General features: G+C 59.7%; 9 protein-coding genes. 3 read left to right on the forward strand and 6 right to left on the reverse strand.

Features of this window, described 5'->3' with window-relative positions; all coding sequences use genetic code 11:
* Window positions 1–7 precede the first annotated feature (7 nt).
* Window positions 8–4,672 carry an RHS repeat-associated core domain-containing protein gene (locus LOY68_RS06855; protein WP_265043761.1) on the forward strand — a complete coding sequence of 1,555 codons (4,665 nt, stop codon included), beginning with the start codon at window positions 8–10 and terminating at the stop codon, window positions 4,670–4,672.
* A 9-nt stretch (window positions 4,673–4,681) separates the two neighbouring features.
* Window positions 4,682–5,221: a hypothetical protein gene (locus LOY68_RS06860; protein WP_163908869.1), complete on the forward strand. Its 540-nt coding sequence runs from the start codon at window positions 4,682–4,684 to the stop codon at window positions 5,219–5,221.
* A gap of 42 nt (window positions 5,222–5,263) precedes the next feature.
* On the opposite strand, the gene LOY68_RS06865 is transcribed toward LOY68_RS06860, so the two are convergent.
* The 4 genes from LOY68_RS06865 to emhA form a co-directional block, all read right to left on the reverse strand.
* The gene (locus LOY68_RS06865) at window positions 5,264–6,523 is read right to left on the reverse strand and encodes an OprD family porin (protein ID WP_163908870.1); all 1,260 of its coding nucleotides are present in this window, start codon (window positions 6,521–6,523) and stop codon (window positions 5,264–5,266) included.
* A 424-nt stretch (window positions 6,524–6,947) separates the two neighbouring features.
* Window positions 6,948–8,408 carry an efflux RND transporter outer membrane subunit EmhC gene (gene emhC, locus LOY68_RS06870; RefSeq protein ID WP_265043764.1) on the reverse strand — a complete coding sequence of 487 codons (1,461 nt, stop codon included), beginning with the start codon at window positions 8,406–8,408 and terminating at the stop codon, window positions 6,948–6,950.
* On the reverse strand, window positions 8,405–11,554 hold the full coding sequence (emhB, locus tag LOY68_RS06875) for an efflux RND transporter permease subunit EmhB (protein WP_163908872.1): 3,150 nt from the start codon (window positions 11,552–11,554) through the stop codon (window positions 8,405–8,407). The genes emhC and emhB overlap by 4 nt, the downstream gene beginning before the upstream one ends.
* Window positions 11,555–11,557: 3 nt before the next feature.
* The gene (emhA, locus tag LOY68_RS06880; RefSeq protein ID WP_054046869.1) at window positions 11,558–12,712 is read right to left on the reverse strand and encodes an efflux RND transporter periplasmic adaptor subunit EmhA; all 1,155 of its coding nucleotides are present in this window, start codon (window positions 12,710–12,712) and stop codon (window positions 11,558–11,560) included.
* Window positions 12,713–12,977: 265 nt separating this feature from the next.
* Here emhA and emhR point away from each other — a divergent pair, with 265 nt between their 5' ends.
* Entirely contained in the window at window positions 12,978–13,610 is a 633-nt protein-coding gene (gene emhR, locus LOY68_RS06885; protein ID WP_054046866.1) for an efflux system transcriptional repressor EmhR, read from the forward strand.
* 268 nt (window positions 13,611–13,878) lie between these two features.
* Here the strand turns inward: emhR and LOY68_RS06890 are convergent, their stop codons facing one another.
* Both LOY68_RS06890 and LOY68_RS06895 read right to left on the reverse strand, forming a co-directional pair.
* Complete coding sequence (locus LOY68_RS06890) at window positions 13,879–14,928, reverse strand: alkene reductase (protein ID WP_054046862.1); 1,050 nt, start codon at window positions 14,926–14,928, stop codon at window positions 13,879–13,881.
* A gap of 22 nt (window positions 14,929–14,950) precedes the next feature.
* Window positions 14,951–16,120 carry an MFS transporter gene (locus tag LOY68_RS06895; protein WP_054046861.1) on the reverse strand — a complete coding sequence of 390 codons (1,170 nt, stop codon included), beginning with the start codon at window positions 16,118–16,120 and terminating at the stop codon, window positions 14,951–14,953.
* Between the last annotated feature and the right edge of the window lie 3 nt (window positions 16,121–16,123).

The raw sequence follows: 16,123 nt of genomic DNA on the forward strand, positions 1-16,123 counted from the left end.
GCCCGTCATGACGACTGAGTCGAAACGTGAGCCTCAGGTGGCGGTCGTTCCGCTCAACACCATCGACATCCAGGATGTCGGACGTGGCGCGGCGGTGTTTGATGCGTGGTTGCAGTCGATCAGTGGCGGCGTGGTCACCCTCGACCGGATCAGGAATGTCGCCGGTGCATTGCCAGTGGTGGGCAACATCATGGCGCTGGTTGATGCCTTGGGCGACATCGTCACCCTGGCCAAAAGCAAGCAACGAGCGTTGCTCGACTGGGTCAGCCTGGGCATCAACCTGATCGGTGTCTTACCCGCGCCACCGACGATGGCTGCGGCGCGCATGAGCTTGCGTCCAACTCTGTTTCTGGTCCGGCAGGAACTGCGTAACAGCGCCAAGATGCTGTTGGGTGATTCGATGATCGAGGTGGTGATCGGGCACCTCAATGCAACCATCGTCGGCACCATCGATGACTTTGTGAAGCAGGCGCAACCCAAGCTGGCAGGCATTCTCGACGACGCCGGCAAATTGGGCGAAAGCGCGGTGACCGAGATTGCCAAGGGTTTGGAGACTACGGTCAATGGCAGGCTCGACGCCAAAGGTGATGCGCAGGCCGCCAAACAAAAGCTGAGCGCGGCGGGTAGCCAACTGCTGAATGATCCGAAGGCCGCCATCGGCAATATCTTCGGCGCAGCGTTCAGCGCCTACAAGGCGGCAGGGAAGGGGGTCGCCAACAGTGCGGCAAAGCATTTACTGCCTGAACAAGCCCGGCAATTGGTGCTGACGCACACCACCACATTGAAAGCGATGGGCCACGAGTTGCGTGGCCAACTGAGCAAACTGGGCAATCCCGGTGCTCTGCATTCCATCGGCTGGTTGCTTCAGGTACTGGCAGGTGCCGTGGCCAGTTTCCGCAAGCGTCATGCCCATGGCCAAGGTGCAGGGGTCAAGCCCGGCTCGACTACTCAGGCTAAGCGCAAGGCTGGCGAAGGTCGGCTGGAGGCCACAAGCCGTCAGGCCCCGGCGCGGGGTAACAGCAATCCTTGTAAGAACGGGGTCAGGCCCGGTACCAGGCGCAGCATCAGTTTTGCCCTGGGATCGGAAAGCCTCAGGCATATGGATTTCAGCCTGCCGGGGCCGTTCCCGGTCGAATGGTCACGCACCTACCATTCACGTCTCGAGGCTTACGATCAGGACGAACTGGGTGCTCGCTGGATCAGTCCGTTCACCACCCGCTTCGACTGTGTCGACGACGGCCTGGTGTTCCACGCAGTGGACGGCCGCAGCCACGAATACCCGCTGCCCAAAGTCGGCCTGTTCCACTACGACGCCATCGAAAACGTGACGGTGGTTCGCGTCAGCGAAGACCAGCTATTGCTGTGCCGTGGTTTCGAACGCAAGGAAACCTACGTCCGCCGTGGTCAGCGCTTTGTGCTGATTAACGTGGAATTGCGCAACGGCGCCGGGATCATGCTGCATTACGAGCACCGTCACGGCGAGTTGTCGGTGCTGTCGGACCTGATCACTTATCAGGAAAACGACATCAGCAAAGTGCACCTGCACCTTGGCACGCTGATCGACGATCACGGCCGCCTGCTCGGACTCTGGCAAATCGTTGACGGCGCCCCTCTGCGCCAACTCTGCGCCTACCAATACGACGCGAATGGCGACCTGATTCAGGCTCAGGACGAGAACGGCGCGGCGTGGTCGTATCAGTACCAGCATCACCTGATCACCCGTTACACCGACCGTACCGGGCGCGGTATGAATCTGGAATGGAATGGCCAGGGCGCCGATGCCAAAGCAGTGCGCGAATGGGCCGATGACGGCAGTTTCGACACGCGCCTGGAGTGGGACGAAAACATTCGCCTGACCTACGTCACCGACGCCCACGGCAACGAGACCTGGCACTACTACGACATCCTTGGCTACACCTACCGCATTCGTCATGCGGACGAGCGTTCGGAATGGTTGTTCCGCGATGACGCCAGGAATCTGATCCGCCACGTACACGCTGACGGCACTACCGACCGCTACACCTACGATGAGCGCAGCAATCGTCTCGAACACATTCGCGCCGACGATACCGTGGTGTATTACGCCTATGACGATCACGATCAGCTCATAAAAGTCCGCGATGCCGAGGGCGGGCAGTGGCTGCGGGCCTACGACGATCAGGGCAATCTGATCGAGACGGTCGATCCGCTGGGCAACAAAACCGAATACGCCTACAACAAATCCGGCCAGCCTACCGCGATCAAGGACGCCAACGGTAACGAGAAAGCCCTCGAATACAACGAAGCCGGGCAACTCATCAAATACACCGACTGCTCGGGCAAGACCAGCGCCTGGGAGTACAACGAGCTGGGGCAGTTGATCTGCTTTACCGACGCCGCCGGTCAGAGCACCGAGTATCAATACCGGGCCGGACAACGGGTGCTGATCAAGCACCCGGACAAGACCGAGGAGCGCTTTGAGTTTGATGCCGAGGGGCGATTACTCGCCCATGTCGATGCGTTAGAGCGCTGCACCACCTGGAGTTATAACGCCATCGGCATGATTGCCGAACGCGTGAATGCCGCCGAACACTCTCTGCGTTACCGCTGGGACCGCCTCGGCCGACTGGTGGCGCTGGAAAACGAAAATGAACAGCGCGCGCAGTTCCACTACGACCCGGTGGGCCGTTTGCTGGAGGAAAGCGGCTTTGATGGGCGCGTGACTCGCTATCGCTACGACCCGGAAACCGGACGGCTGTCCGACACCCTCAACGGTGAGCGCAGCATCGCCAGCCGCTTTGATCCCATGGGACGTTTGATCGAGCGCAGCGCCCGCCTGGGTGATCAGTCTCAAAACGAAACGTTCGCCTACGACGGTAACGGCAATCTGGTCATGGCTTGCAACGATCAAAGTCGTTTGCAGTGGTTTTACGACCCGGCCGCGAATCTGGTGCGTGAGCACCAGCATTATCTGGGGTTGGAGCAGCCAACGGTCGCGGTCTGGCAGCACGAATACGATGCCCTCAACCTGCGCATCGCTACGGTACGGCCAGACGGTCACCGGGTCAGTTGCCTCACTTATGGCAGTGGGCATTTACTCGGTCTGCGTCTGGACGACCAAGAACTCGTCAGCTACGAGCGCGATGACCTGCACCGCGAAGTCGCCCGTTACCAAGGGAACCGGCTGCTGCAAACGCAAGTGTGGAATCCTGTAGGGCGCTTGCAGGAACAACTGCTGGCTCGGGTTGATGACAAGTCCACGCTGATCAAACGCGAATACCTCTACGACGCTGCCGGCCAGTTGACCGATATTCACGACAGTCGTCGCGGCGCATTGGTGTACCGCTACGACCCGATTGGCCAATTACTCAGTGCTGGTAGCCGGCTGGGCATGGAGACCTTTGTTTTTGACCCGGCTCTCAACCTGCTGGATGAGTCGGCTCAACCCGTACGTCGACCGCTGGATCAAGACACTTCACGCAGCAAAGTGACGGATAACTTGCTGCGAGAGTATGCCGGCACTCACTACGACTACGACGAACGCGGTAATCAGATCCAGCGCTGGCACAACGGCAAGCGTAGCGATCTGCAATGGGATCTCTTCGACCGCCTGGTGCATTTCGAAGATTCGCGTCTGACGGTGGATTTTTCCTATGACCCGTTGGGACGGCGGCTGTATAAAAACTCCCGCGCGCACTACAAGCAACGTCCTGAAGCCGGCTCGCAATGGAATCGCCACGAACAGGCGCGCAAACAGCGCGAATACGGTTGTGGCTTCACCCTGTATGGCTGGGACGGTGACGACCTTGGCTGGGAAAGTAGCCCCGGCGACGTGGACGGAGCGGTGGGACGCACGGTGCACTACGTGTATGAGCCGGGCACCTTCATCCCGTTGGCCCAGGCGCTGCGGCACAAACCCATCGAGTTGTTACGGCAACCGGACTACAGCGGCGACTACAGTCTGGATGACGATCCGCTGTGGAATCAGCAACCGATTGTGCAACCCTTTGATGCGCTGTTTTGGTACCAATGCGATCACTTGGGTACACCGCAGGAGTTGACCGATCAGCAGGGCAACATCGCCTGGAGCGCCCATTACAAGGCGTGGGGCGAAGCACGCGAGCAGCGTTCGGAATGGGCGCAGCAGCAGGGACTGACGAACCCGCTGCGCTTTCAAGGGCAGTACCACGACCATGAGACCGGGCTGCATTACAACCGCTATCGATACTATGATCCGCAGGTTGGGCGGTTTATCAGTCAGGACCCACTCAGTTACGCGGGTGGTTTGAACCTCTACGCTTATGCGCCGAACCCGGTGCAATGGATTGACCCGCTGGGTCTGGCGAAAAGAGGTCCGAAAACCGATGGAGAGGGTCCGCACAATGAAATGATTGAAGCCTGGGGCAATGAGGTACGGGCGAATAACGGCACCGTTCTATTCGGTGGTGGTGGCAAAGAAACACTCATCCCGACACCGGGAGGGCATAAAGAGGGACGGCGGCCAGATATCATTTTCAAGCCTGCCGACGGCACGCTGGTTTACGGTAATGTCGGTAAAGTCGCCGCTGATGGCCAGACACCTATTACACGTGAACGGGAGGCCATGGACGATCTTCGTACGAAAACTTCGGGTAGCCAAAAGCCGGATGATGTTCAGTTTCGGGGCTATAACGTTGCGGCATGTGCTCTTTAAGGAAGTGATATGGATCGCGCAGTCTTTATGACATTCAATGATTTTTCGAACGTGGTGAATCAACTTAAAGATGACGCGGATTTAAGTCTTTATCGTTCGCAAAACTACGAATCACCCTTTGTCGAGGTGAGTGAAGTCAGGGTTGATGAGTACGATCTCTACAACGACTCGCGATTCCTGGCGTTGATGATCGGCAGTCGTGCCGATGGCGAAAGAATCCTGGGTAAGGGACAGCGAGAGTTGACGCGCAGCGATCGCAAGGGGTTTGTCGATATTCGCTACGGTGGCGACGATGAGGAGGCTCTTGGCGCCTCCACGTTTGCCGGAGATCCCAGCGAGACTGAAAAAGCAGTCTCCAGTTGCCTCGCCCGGATACTTAAAAAGCAGGCGCATAAAGGTGTGAAGTTTGCGGATGGGACGGTTTCAAAAATACCGGATAGCTATTTCTGGACCGATGCCGCTTTGCAGTCGGGAAAAAACTGGCACTACTTTTTAGGTTACGGCGTGAGAAAAATCCAAAACAAGGAAGCAGGTCTGCTTCCCAAGTAGATCGTTTGAATGGGAGCGTCGCCGCTCCCGCAAGGGCGGTGGTTATAGCAAGCTGATCGGATAGCTGACGATCAAGCGGTTCTCGTCGAACTCGTTGTTGCTGAAGTCCCGGCGCATGGTCGAGTTGCGCCATTTGAAGTTCAGGTCCTTGAGCGTGCCGCTTTGCACGGTGTAGCCCAGTTCGCTCTCACGGCCCCACTCCTTGCCGTTGGTGATGGCCCCGGTGTGCACGTTGTCACCGCTGATGTAGCGGTTCATCAGGGTCAGGCCGGGAATGCCGAGGGCGACGAAGTTGTAGTCGTGGCGCAGTTGCCAAGAGCGTTCCTGGGCGTTGTCGTAGCTGCTGTTGTAACTGTCATTGGCCAGGGTCCCGCCGCTGGTGCCGTTGACGCGCATCCAGGCGCTGTCGCCGGTGAGTTTCTGCAGGCCGACGTAGAAGGTGTTGCCACCGTACCTGGCCGAGAACATCCCGGACCAGGTCTTGTTGTCCAGCTCGCCGGCCCGGGCGCTGCCGTCGTCCTTGCCGTAGAAGAAACCGAGGTTGGCGCCCAGGGTCCAGTCGCCGAGGGGCTGCGTGTGGATCAGGTTGATGAATTGCTGACTGTAGATGTCCTTGAGTTCAGCGTTCCACAGGCCAATCTGAGTGTGCTTGTCGTTGAATACGTATTCGCCGCCCTGGAAGTTGAAGCGGTCGGAGGTGAACGCCGCTTTGCCGACCATCGACATGTCGCTCATGCTGCTGTCGTCCCGTGGGCTGTTGGCGCGGAACTGGCCGCCGTAGAGCGTCAGGCCATCGATTTCCTTCGAGGTGATCTGCCCGCCACGGAAGGTTTGCGGCAGGGAACGGCCGTCGTCCGAACGCAGGATCGGCAGCACCGGCATCCACTCGCCGACCTTCACTTCGGTCTGTGACAGCTTGGCCTTGAACGCCACGTTGGTGCGGCCAAAGTTGTCGGCCGGGCGCCCGTCGTGATCCAGCGGCAGCAACTGCGTACCGCCGGTGCCTTTACCGCCGTCGAGCTTCACCGAGTACAGCCCCAGCACATCCATGCCGAACCCGACTGTGCCTTGGGTGAAACCGGACTTGGCGTCGAGGATGAAGTTTTGTGTCCATTCTTCAGCCTTGCCCTGGGCCTTGGTCGGGTTGGTGAAGTTGCGGTTGATGTAGAAGTTGCGCAGGTTGAGGTTGACCTTGGCCCCTTCGACAAAACCCGCTTCCTCGGCGACAGCCGGCAGGGCGCTGGCCGCCAATGCGGCGGCGATAAGGCTGGGAAACATGTACTGCGCGGTGGAAGGCTTCATGGGCTCGGGTCTCTCTAATTGTTAGGGATGAAACGGGGCGCTGCCTCAACCTGGGGGTGCAGACACAAGGGGTTGGAACCGGGGGCGAAACGGGCGAGATCAGCCGGACAGGGCAGGGCGCGGGGGCATGGTGTCGAACCTGTTGTTATTGGTTTTGTGGGGCGAATGGTGCGGGGGATGGGCGGGGGGATTCAATTGGGGGAAGCGGGTTTTGGGCGATTATCGAACGCAAGATTGGCTTGGGTTTTGTGGTGGGTTGGCTGGCCTCTTCGCGAGCAGGCTCGCTCCCACAGGGGACTGTGGTGAGCGCAAATCTAATGTGGGAGCGAGCCTGCTCGCGAATGCGCCAGACCAGGCAATACACCTTTTCCCGCAGCCAACAAAAAGCCCACCAATCGGTGGGCTTCTTGTATTCAAAGCGCTATCAGAACAACTTCAGCTTCGGCGCTTCTTCTTTCAACGGCTCGTTCTTCGCCGTTTGTTCGTTCCAGCCACCACCCAGCGCCTTGTACAGATTCACGGCACTGTTCAGTTGCGCCAGACGGTCGGTGATCAGTGTCTGTTGGGCACTGAACAGCTGGCGCTGGGCATCGAGGAAGGTCAGGTTGCTGTCGACACCAATGCGGTAGCGCCGCTCGGCCAGACGGTAGTAGTCCTGGTTGGCGGCGACGAAATCGCGCTGGGCTTGCAATTGCTCGGTGTAGGTCTGGCGCGCGGCCAGGCCGTCGGCGACTTCCTGGAAGGCCGTTTGAATGGACTTCTCGTAGTTCGCCACGCCGATGTCTTTCTGGATTTTCGAGTAATCCAGGCTGGCGCGCAGGCTGCCGGCGTTGAAGATCGGCAGGTTGATCTGCGGCGAGAACAGCCAGGTTCCCGAACCACCCTTGAACAGACCGGACAAGTCCGGGCTCAAGGTCCCGGCATTGGCGGTCAGGCTGATGCTCGGGAAGAACGCAGCACGTGCCGCGCCGATGTTGGCGTTGGCCGCCTTCAGGTTGTATTCGGCCTGGAGGATGTCCGGACGACGTTGCAGCAAGTCCGACGGCAGGCCTGGCGGTACGTCGCTCAGCAGGTCGTCCGACAAAGGCTTGCCCGCTTGCAGGTTGGCCGGGACGCCAGTGCCGAGCAGCAGCACCAGGCTGTTTTCATCCTGGGCGACCTGACGGGTGTACCTGGCCAGTTGCGCCCGGGCGTTTTCCACCGAGGTACGCGACTGCGCCAGGTCCAGCGCCGAAGCGACACCGACTTCGTTGCTGCGCGAGGTGAGCTTGTAGCTCTCCTCGAACGCGCCGAGGGTGTCCTGGGTCAGCTTCAGCAGTTCCTTGTCGGCCTGCCAGGTCAGGTAGGCGTTGGCCACACTGGCCACCAGGCTGATCTGGGTACTGCGGCGTGCTTCTTCGGTGGCGAAGTATTTCTGCAGGGCTTCTTCGCTCAGACTGCGAACCCGACCGAACAGGTCGAGTTCATAGGCGCTGATGCCGACAGTGGCCGAGTAGGAACTGGTGATGCCAGCCTGACCGGTTTGCGACATGTCCGCCGGCGTACGCTGACGGCTGCCGGTGCCATTGGCCGAAATCGCCGGGTACAGATCGGCACGCTGGATGCGGTACTGCGCCGCAAAGGCGTCGATGTTCAGGGCCGCAACACGCAGGTCGCGGTTGTTTTCCAGGGCGACCTGGATCATCTGCTGCAATGCCGGGTCATGGAAAAACTGCTTCCAGCCCTGTTCGGCCGCAGCCTGGCTCGGCGCCTGGGCCGGCGAATACGCCGGACCTTGCGGGAACTGGTTCGCCACCGGTGCCGCGGGCTGCTGATAGTCAGGAATCAGCGAGCAGCCACCGAGCACGAAAGCGGCAACAGCTAGGGAAAGTAGCGACTTGCTCATTGGCCAGCCTCTTTAGGAGTTTCATTGGCGTCATCTTGGTCGGCGTTTTTGCGTTGGCCGATGGACGACACGGTGACAAAGAACAGTGGGACCCAGAAGATCGCCAGGATCGTGGCGGTGATCATACCGCCAATTACCCCGGTACCGATCGCATGCTGGCTACCCGAACCGGCGCCAGTGGAGATCGCCAGCGGAACCACACCGAGCACGAAGGCCAGCGACGTCATGATGATCGGTCGCAGACGCATGCGGCAGGCCTCGATGGCGGCCTCGCGCAGGGACTTGCCTTGCTCGTGCAGCGCCTTGGCGAACTCGACGATCAGAATGGCGTTTTTCGATGCCAGACCGATGGTTGTCAACAGGCCCACCTGGAAGTACACGTCGTTGGACAACCCACGCAGGCTGGTAGCCATCAGCGCACCGATGATCCCCAGCGGCACCACCAGCATGACCGCAATCGGAATCGACCAGCTTTCATACAAGGCCGCCAGACACAGGAACACCATCAGCAGCGACAAGGCGTAAAGCGCTGGCGCCTGGGAGCCGGACAAGCGTTCCTCGTACGACAGACCGGTCCACGAAATGCCCACACCCGCCGGCAGTTTCTTGGCAATGGCTTCGACTTCGGCCATGGCTTCACCGGTGGAGTAGCCCGGCGCCGGAGCCCCGAGAATCTCCATCGCTTCTACGCCGTTGTAACGGGCCAGTTTCGGCGAACCGTAGACCCACTCACCCTTGGCGAACGCGGAGAACGGCACCATGGTGCCCGCGCTGTTGCGCACATACCACTTCTTCAAGTCTTCCGGGCTCATCCGCGAACCTGGTTTGCCTTGTACGTAAACCTTCTTCACCCGACCACGGTCGATAAAGTCGTTCACGTAGCTACTACCGAAGGAGATCGACAGCGTGCTGTTGATGTCGGAGAGGGTCAGGCCCAGGGCGCTGGCTTTCTCGTCGTCGATTTCCAGCTGGTATTGCGGTTCATCGTTCAGGCCGTTCGGACGCACCTGATACAGCACTTTGCTTTGTGCCGCCATGCCGAGGAACTGGTTACGTGCAGCCATCAACTTGTCGTGACCGATACCGGCGCGGTCTTGCAGGAACACGTCGAAACCGGTGGCGTTACCCAACTCCAGTACCGCCGGCGGTGCGAAGGCAAACACCATCGCATCGCGGAAGGTGAAGAAGTGCTGCTGGGCACGGCCTGCCAGGGCAAACACGCTGTTGTCAGCGTTACGCTCGCCCCATGGCTTGAGCATGATGAACGCCAGGCCGGAGCTTTGGCCGCGACCGGCGAAGTTGAAGCCGTTCACGGTGAACACCGAAGCTACCGCACCGGATTCTTTCTCCAGCAGGTAGGAACGCATCTCGTCGATCACCACCTGGGTGCGTTCGGCACTGGAACCGGCCGGCGTTTGCACCTGGGCGAACAGTACGCCCTGGTCTTCTTCCGGCAGGAACGCGGTTGGAATGCGGGTGAACAGCCAGATCATGCCGACGATGATCAGCAGGTACGCCAGCAGGTACGGGATCTTGTGCTTGAGCATGTTGCCGACACCGCGCTCGTAGCTTCTGAGGCCACGGTCGAAGTTGCGGTTGAACCAGCCAAAGAAGCCGCGTTTCGGTGTGCCGTGCTCGCCTTTCGGAATTGCCTTGAGCATGGTGGCGCAGAGCGCCGGGGTGAAGATCAGGGCAACCAGTACCGACAGGGCCATGGCCGAGACGATGGTGATCGAGAACTGCTTGTAGATCACACCGGTGGAACCGCTGAAGAACGCCATCGGCAGCAGTACCGCCGACAGCACCAACGCGATACCGACCAGCGCGCCCTGGATCTGCCCCATGGATTTCTTGGTGGCTTCCTTGGGTGACAGGCCTTCCTCGCTCATCACCCGCTCGACGTTTTCCACCACGACGATGGCATCGTCCACCAGCAATCCGATGGCCAGCACCATACCGAACATGGTCAGGGTGTTGATGCTGAAACCGAAGGCCGCGAGGATCCCGAACGTACCCAGCAATACCACTGGCACGGTCATCGTGGTGATGACGGTGGCGCGGAAGTTTTGCAGGAACAGGAACATCACCAGGAACACCAGCACGATCGCTTCGACCAGGGTTTCAACCACACCCTTGATCGATTCGGTCACCACCGGAGTGGTGTCGTACGGGAATACCACTTCCATCCCTTGCGGGAAGAACGGCTTCAAATCGTCGATGGTTTTACGCAGCGCCTTGGCCGTATCGAGGGCGTTGGCGCCGTTGGCCAGTTTCACTGCCAGACCGGAAGCCGGTTTGCCGTTGAACTGTGCTGCGATGCTGGAGTTTTCGCCACCCAGACCGACATCGGCGACATCACCGACACGCACTTGCGAGCCATCCTTGTTGACCTTCAGCAGGATCGCCTTGAACTGCTCGGCAGTTTGCAGACGGGTCTTGCCGATGATCGTGGCGTTCAGTTGCTGGCCAGGCATGGCCGGCAAGCCACCGAGTTGACCGGAGGAAATTTGAACGTTCTGCGCCGAAATTGCGGCACTGACATCGCCCGGGGTCAGGTTGAAGTTGTTCAACTTGGCCGGGTCGAGCCAGATGCGCATTGCGTACTGGGCACCGAAGACCTGGAAGTCACCGACACCGGCGGTCCGGGAGATCGGATCCTGCATGTTCGACACGATGTAGTTGGACAAGTCGTCCTTGGACATGCTGCCGTCTTGCGACACTACGCCGATGACCAGCAGGAAGTTTTTCACTGCCTTGGTCACGCGGATCCCCTGTTGCTGCACTTCTTGCGGCAGCAGCGGGGTGGCCAGGTTCAGTTTGTTCTGGACCTGAACCTGCGCGGTATCGGAGTTGGTGCCCTGCTCGAAGGTCGCGGTAATGGTCATGCTGCCGTCGGAGTTACTTTCCGACGAGACATAACGCAGGTTATCGATACCGTTGAGCTGTTGCTCGATGACCTGCACCACGGTGTCCTGCACGGTTTGTGCGGACGCGCCTGGGTAGGTTACCTGGATCGCAATGGCCGGAGGCGCAATGCTCGGGTATTGGTTGATCGGCAGTTTGAGGATCGATAGAGCCCCGACCAGCATGATCACCAGGGCAATTACCCAGGCGAAAATCGGACGGTCGATAAAAAATTTCGACATGGTTTACTCCCCTTTGCCGCTGTAAGCCTTGTCAGCTGTCTGAGCGGGGGCCGGGTTCTTGCCAACGTTGGTTGCTTCCGTGGCCTTGACTTCAACGCCAGGTTTGACGAATTGCAGCCCTTCGGTAATCAGGCGATCGCCTGCCTTGAGACCGTCTTCGATCAACCATTGGCTGCCCACGGTACGGCTGGCCTTGAGCTGACGCAGCTCGACCTTGTTATCCGGACCGACGACCAGTGCGGTCGGGGTGCCTTTGAGGTCGCGGGTCACGCCTTGTTGCGGGGCCAGGATCGCTGCGCTGTTCACACCGGATTGCAGCTGGGCGTGTACGAACATGCCAGGCAGCAGGGTGTGATCAGGGTTGGGGAACACGGCGCGCAGGGTGACGGAACCGGTGGTCTGGTCAACCGAGACTTCGGAGAACTCCAGTTTGCCGTCCTGCTTGTACTGGCTGCCATCTTCCAGGGTCAGCTTGACCGCGGCCGAGTTGTCGCCAGCCTTTTGCAGGCGACCGCTTTCAAGTTCGCGGCGCAGTTCAAGCAGCTCGACCGAAGACTGGGTCACGTCGACGTAGATCGGGTCCAGCTGCTGAATCACGGCCATCGCATCGGTCTGGCCGCTGGTGACCAGTGCGCCTTCGGTCACCGAAGAGCGGCCGATACGACCGGTGATCGGTGCGTAGACCTTGGTGTAGCGCACGTTGATCTGAGCCGATTGCAGGGATGCTTCCGATTGCAGGCGATTAGCCGTGGCAGTGTCGTATTCCTGACGGCTGACGGCTTGCTCCTGGACCAGTTGCTTGTAGCGATCAGAGATCGACTTGGTCTGTTGCAGGTTGGCCTCGGCGCTTTTCAGGGTGGCCTCATAGACCGACGGATCGATCTGATAGAGCTGCTGGCCAGCCTTGACGTCGCCGCCTTCCTTGAACAGGCGCTTGAGAATGATGCCGTTGACCTGAGGACGGACTTCGGCAATGCGGTACGCGCTGGTACGGCCTGGAAGCTCGGATGTCAGGGTAAAGGCTTGGGGTTGCAGGGTTACGACGCCGACCTGAGGGGTGGGAGCGGCAGGAGGTGCCTCTTCCTTTTTACATCCGCTGAGCAGCGATGCGAGGGCGACGGCGGTGACCAGAGCGGTAACAGCTGGCTTGAATTGCATGAAAATCCTCGGGTCAGGCGCGCAAGATGCGCACTAGAAATGTGGAAGGTTAAAAAATGTGCGCTGAGTGGATAAGTAGCTTGCTAAGGAATATACTTACGTTCATGGTTGTTTGTAAATACCTTGGCTGCGTACCCACACCGTTACAAAAGCCGTTCGAAGGTTTGAATTGTAGGCCGGGGACGACTCCCAAGAGCGTTCGCCCCACTTTTATTCAGCGGTTGTTCAGACATCGCTGAGGCATCCTGATTGAGGTTGTACTGCCATGGTCCGTCGTACCAAAGAGGAAGCTCAAGAAACCCGTAGCCAGATACTCGAAGCGGCAGAGAAGGCCTTTTATGAAAGGGGCGTGGCGCGCACGACGCTGTCGGACATCGCCACCCTGGCAGGCGTCACTCGCGGGGCTATCTACTGGCATTTCAGCAACAAGGCGGACCTGGTGCAGGCGATGCTTGATAGCCTGCATGAGCCACTGGATGAAATGGCCAAGGCCAGCGAGAGCGAGCACGAACTCGATCCGCTGGGTTGCATGCGCAAGCTGCTGACTCATTTGTTTCATCAAGTTGCCCTGGACCCGAAGACCCGACGCATCAACGAGATTCTTTTTCATAAGTGCGAATTCACCGATGAAATGTGTGACCTGCGCCAGCAACGCCGGGCGGTCAGCCTCGACTGCAATGTGCGAATCGCCCTGGCCCTGACCAATGCCGTGAACCGGGGGCAGTTGCCGGAAGATCTCGACACCGCCCGCGCGGCGATCAGCCTGCATGCTTACATCGACGGCATCCTGTATCAGTGGTTGCTGGCGCCGGACAGCTTTGAGCTGCACGTCGAAGCCGAGCGGTGGGTCGATACAGGGTTGGATATGCTGCGCTTGAGCCCCAGCCTGCGCAAATGAAACAAAATGCGTAATTGGAACAGGTTGTGTCAATGCTCGAGGCGGCGGATCTGCTTTGCTCGCCTTCGAAACATGGTGTGCTTTTATATACGGACTAGTAGCAGGTTGATAGGTAGCGAGCTACGTAATTTGTAGTGATTTTGTTTCGTCCGTGTGAACACCTGTAAATAAACGCGCAAATGCACCTGAATCTGAGCATTTTATGAACGGCGCATACCAAAAAGCCCCGGCTCTTTCGAGTCGGGGCTTTTTAATGTCGGCGATATTCTTACAGCGTTGGGTAGTCGATATAGCCGACCGGACCCTTGGCGTAGAACAGTTCCGGGCGCGCTTCGTTAAGCGGCGCGTCTGCCTTCAAGCGTGCAGGCAGGTCCGGGTTGGCAATGAACGGCACGCCGAACGCGACCGCATCGGCCTTGCCTTCGGCCAACCAGGCGTTGGCGCTGTCCTTGGTGAAGCGCTCGTTGGCGATGTACGGGCCGCCGAAAGCTTCTTTCAATTGTGGGCCCAGGCTGTCGCCAGCTTCTTTCTCGCGGGAGCAAATAAAGGCGATCCCACGTTTGCCCAGTTCGCGAGCCACATACGTGAAGGTCTCGGACAGATTGTCGTCGCCCATGTCATGCGAGTCAGCGCGTGGTGCCAGGTGCACACCGACGCGGCCGGCGCCCCAGACTTCGATCGCGGCGTCCGTCACTTCCAGCAGCAGGCGTGCACGGTTTTCCAGGGAGCCGCCGTAGTTGTCGGTGCGCTGGTTGGTACTGCTTTGCAGGAACTGGTCGAGCAGGTAACCGTTGGCACCGTGGATTTCCACGCCGTCAAAACCGGCAGCCTTGGCGTTTTCGGCACCGACGCGGTAAGCGTCGACGACGTCAGCGATTTCTTCGATTTCCAGGGCGCGTGGGGTTGGGTAGTCGGCCAACGGACGAACCAGGCTGACGTGACCTTTCGGCTGGATGGCGCTCGGTGCAACCGGTGCTTCGCCGTTCAGGTACGACGGGTGGGAAACCCGACCAACGTGCCACAGTTGCAGGACGATCTTGCCGCCGGCCGCGTGGACCGCTTTGGTCACGTTGGCCCAGCCACGCACCTGGTCGTTGGACCAGATGCCTGGAGTATCCGGGTAGCCGACGCCCATCGGCGTGACCGAAGTGGCTTCGCTGAGGATCAGGCCGGCCGAGGCACGTTGTACGTAGTATTCGGCCATCAGCGCGTTCGGCACACGGCCTTCGTCGGCGCGGCAGCGGGTCAGCGGAGCCATGATGATGCGGTTGGCCAACTCGAGGTCGCCCAGTTTGATCGGATCGAAAATAGTCGTCATTGAAATAGCTCTCTTTTGAAGATCAATTAGTAGTTGCAGGGGCCAGTTCGGGATCGCCGCTCTGACGGAAAGTAATCAGGGTTACCAGCAGGGCGAGTACCGCCAGTGCGGCAGCCGCGAGTGGCACGCTGGTCAGGCCGAAGCCGTGGGCGATGACGCTGCCGCCGACCCAGGCACCGAGTGCGTTGCCGACGTTGAACGCGCCGATGTTCAGGGTCGACACCAGGTTGGGTGCCGCTTTGCCGAAGGTCACCACGTTCACTTGCAGGGCCGGGACAGCGGCGAAACACGCGGTGGCCCAGAGGAACAGGGTGATTTCGGTAGGGATCACGGCAACGCTGGTCCAGGTCAGCACGGTGGACACCACTGCCATGGTGATGAACACACCGATCAGCGTGGCCGCCATGCCTTTGTCCGCGAGCTTGCCGCCGATGATGTTGCCGACCGTCAGGCCCAGGCCGATGAGCATCAGGGTCCAGGTCACGCCGCGTGGCGAGACACCGGTGACTTCGCCCAACAGCGGCGCGACATAGGTGAACAGGGTGAAGACCGAGGCGGCGAACAACGCGGTCATGCTCAACGACAGCCAGATCCCGGCGCCTTTGAGGGCGCGCAGTTCAGCGCGCATGTCGAGTTTTTCTTCATCGCGCTTGGCCGGCAGGAAGCGGATCAGGCCGATCAGTGCGATCACGCCGATGACGGTCACTGCCCAGAAAGTCGAACGCCAGCCATATTGCTGACCGAGCGCAGTGCCCAACGGCACGCCGAGCACGTTGGCCAGGGTCAGCCCGGTGAACATCAGGGCCACGGCCGAAGCGCGTTTGTTGGCGGGCACCAGGCCTGCCGCTACTACCGAACCGATACCGAAGAACGCACCGTGGCACAGGGCGGTAACCACCCGGGCAAACATCAGTACGTTGTAATCACTGGCCAGGGCGCACAGTAGATTGCCAATGATGAAAATCCCCATCAACGCTACCAACGCGGCTTTGCGCGGCAAGCGGGCGGTGGCCAGCGCCATGAACGGCGCACCGATGGCCACGCCCAGGGCGTAACCGGTCACCAGCCAGCCGGCGCCAGGGATCGACACGCCGAGGTCGGCCGCCACATCGGGCAGCAGGCCCATGATGACGAACTCGGTGGTGCCGATGGCAAAGGCGCTCAGGGCCAGAATGAGTAGCGAGAGGGGCATTGA

Source organism: Pseudomonas sp. B21-053 (assembly GCF_026016365.1).
Classification (GTDB): Bacteria; Pseudomonadota; Gammaproteobacteria; order Pseudomonadales; family Pseudomonadaceae; genus Aquipseudomonas; species Aquipseudomonas nunensis.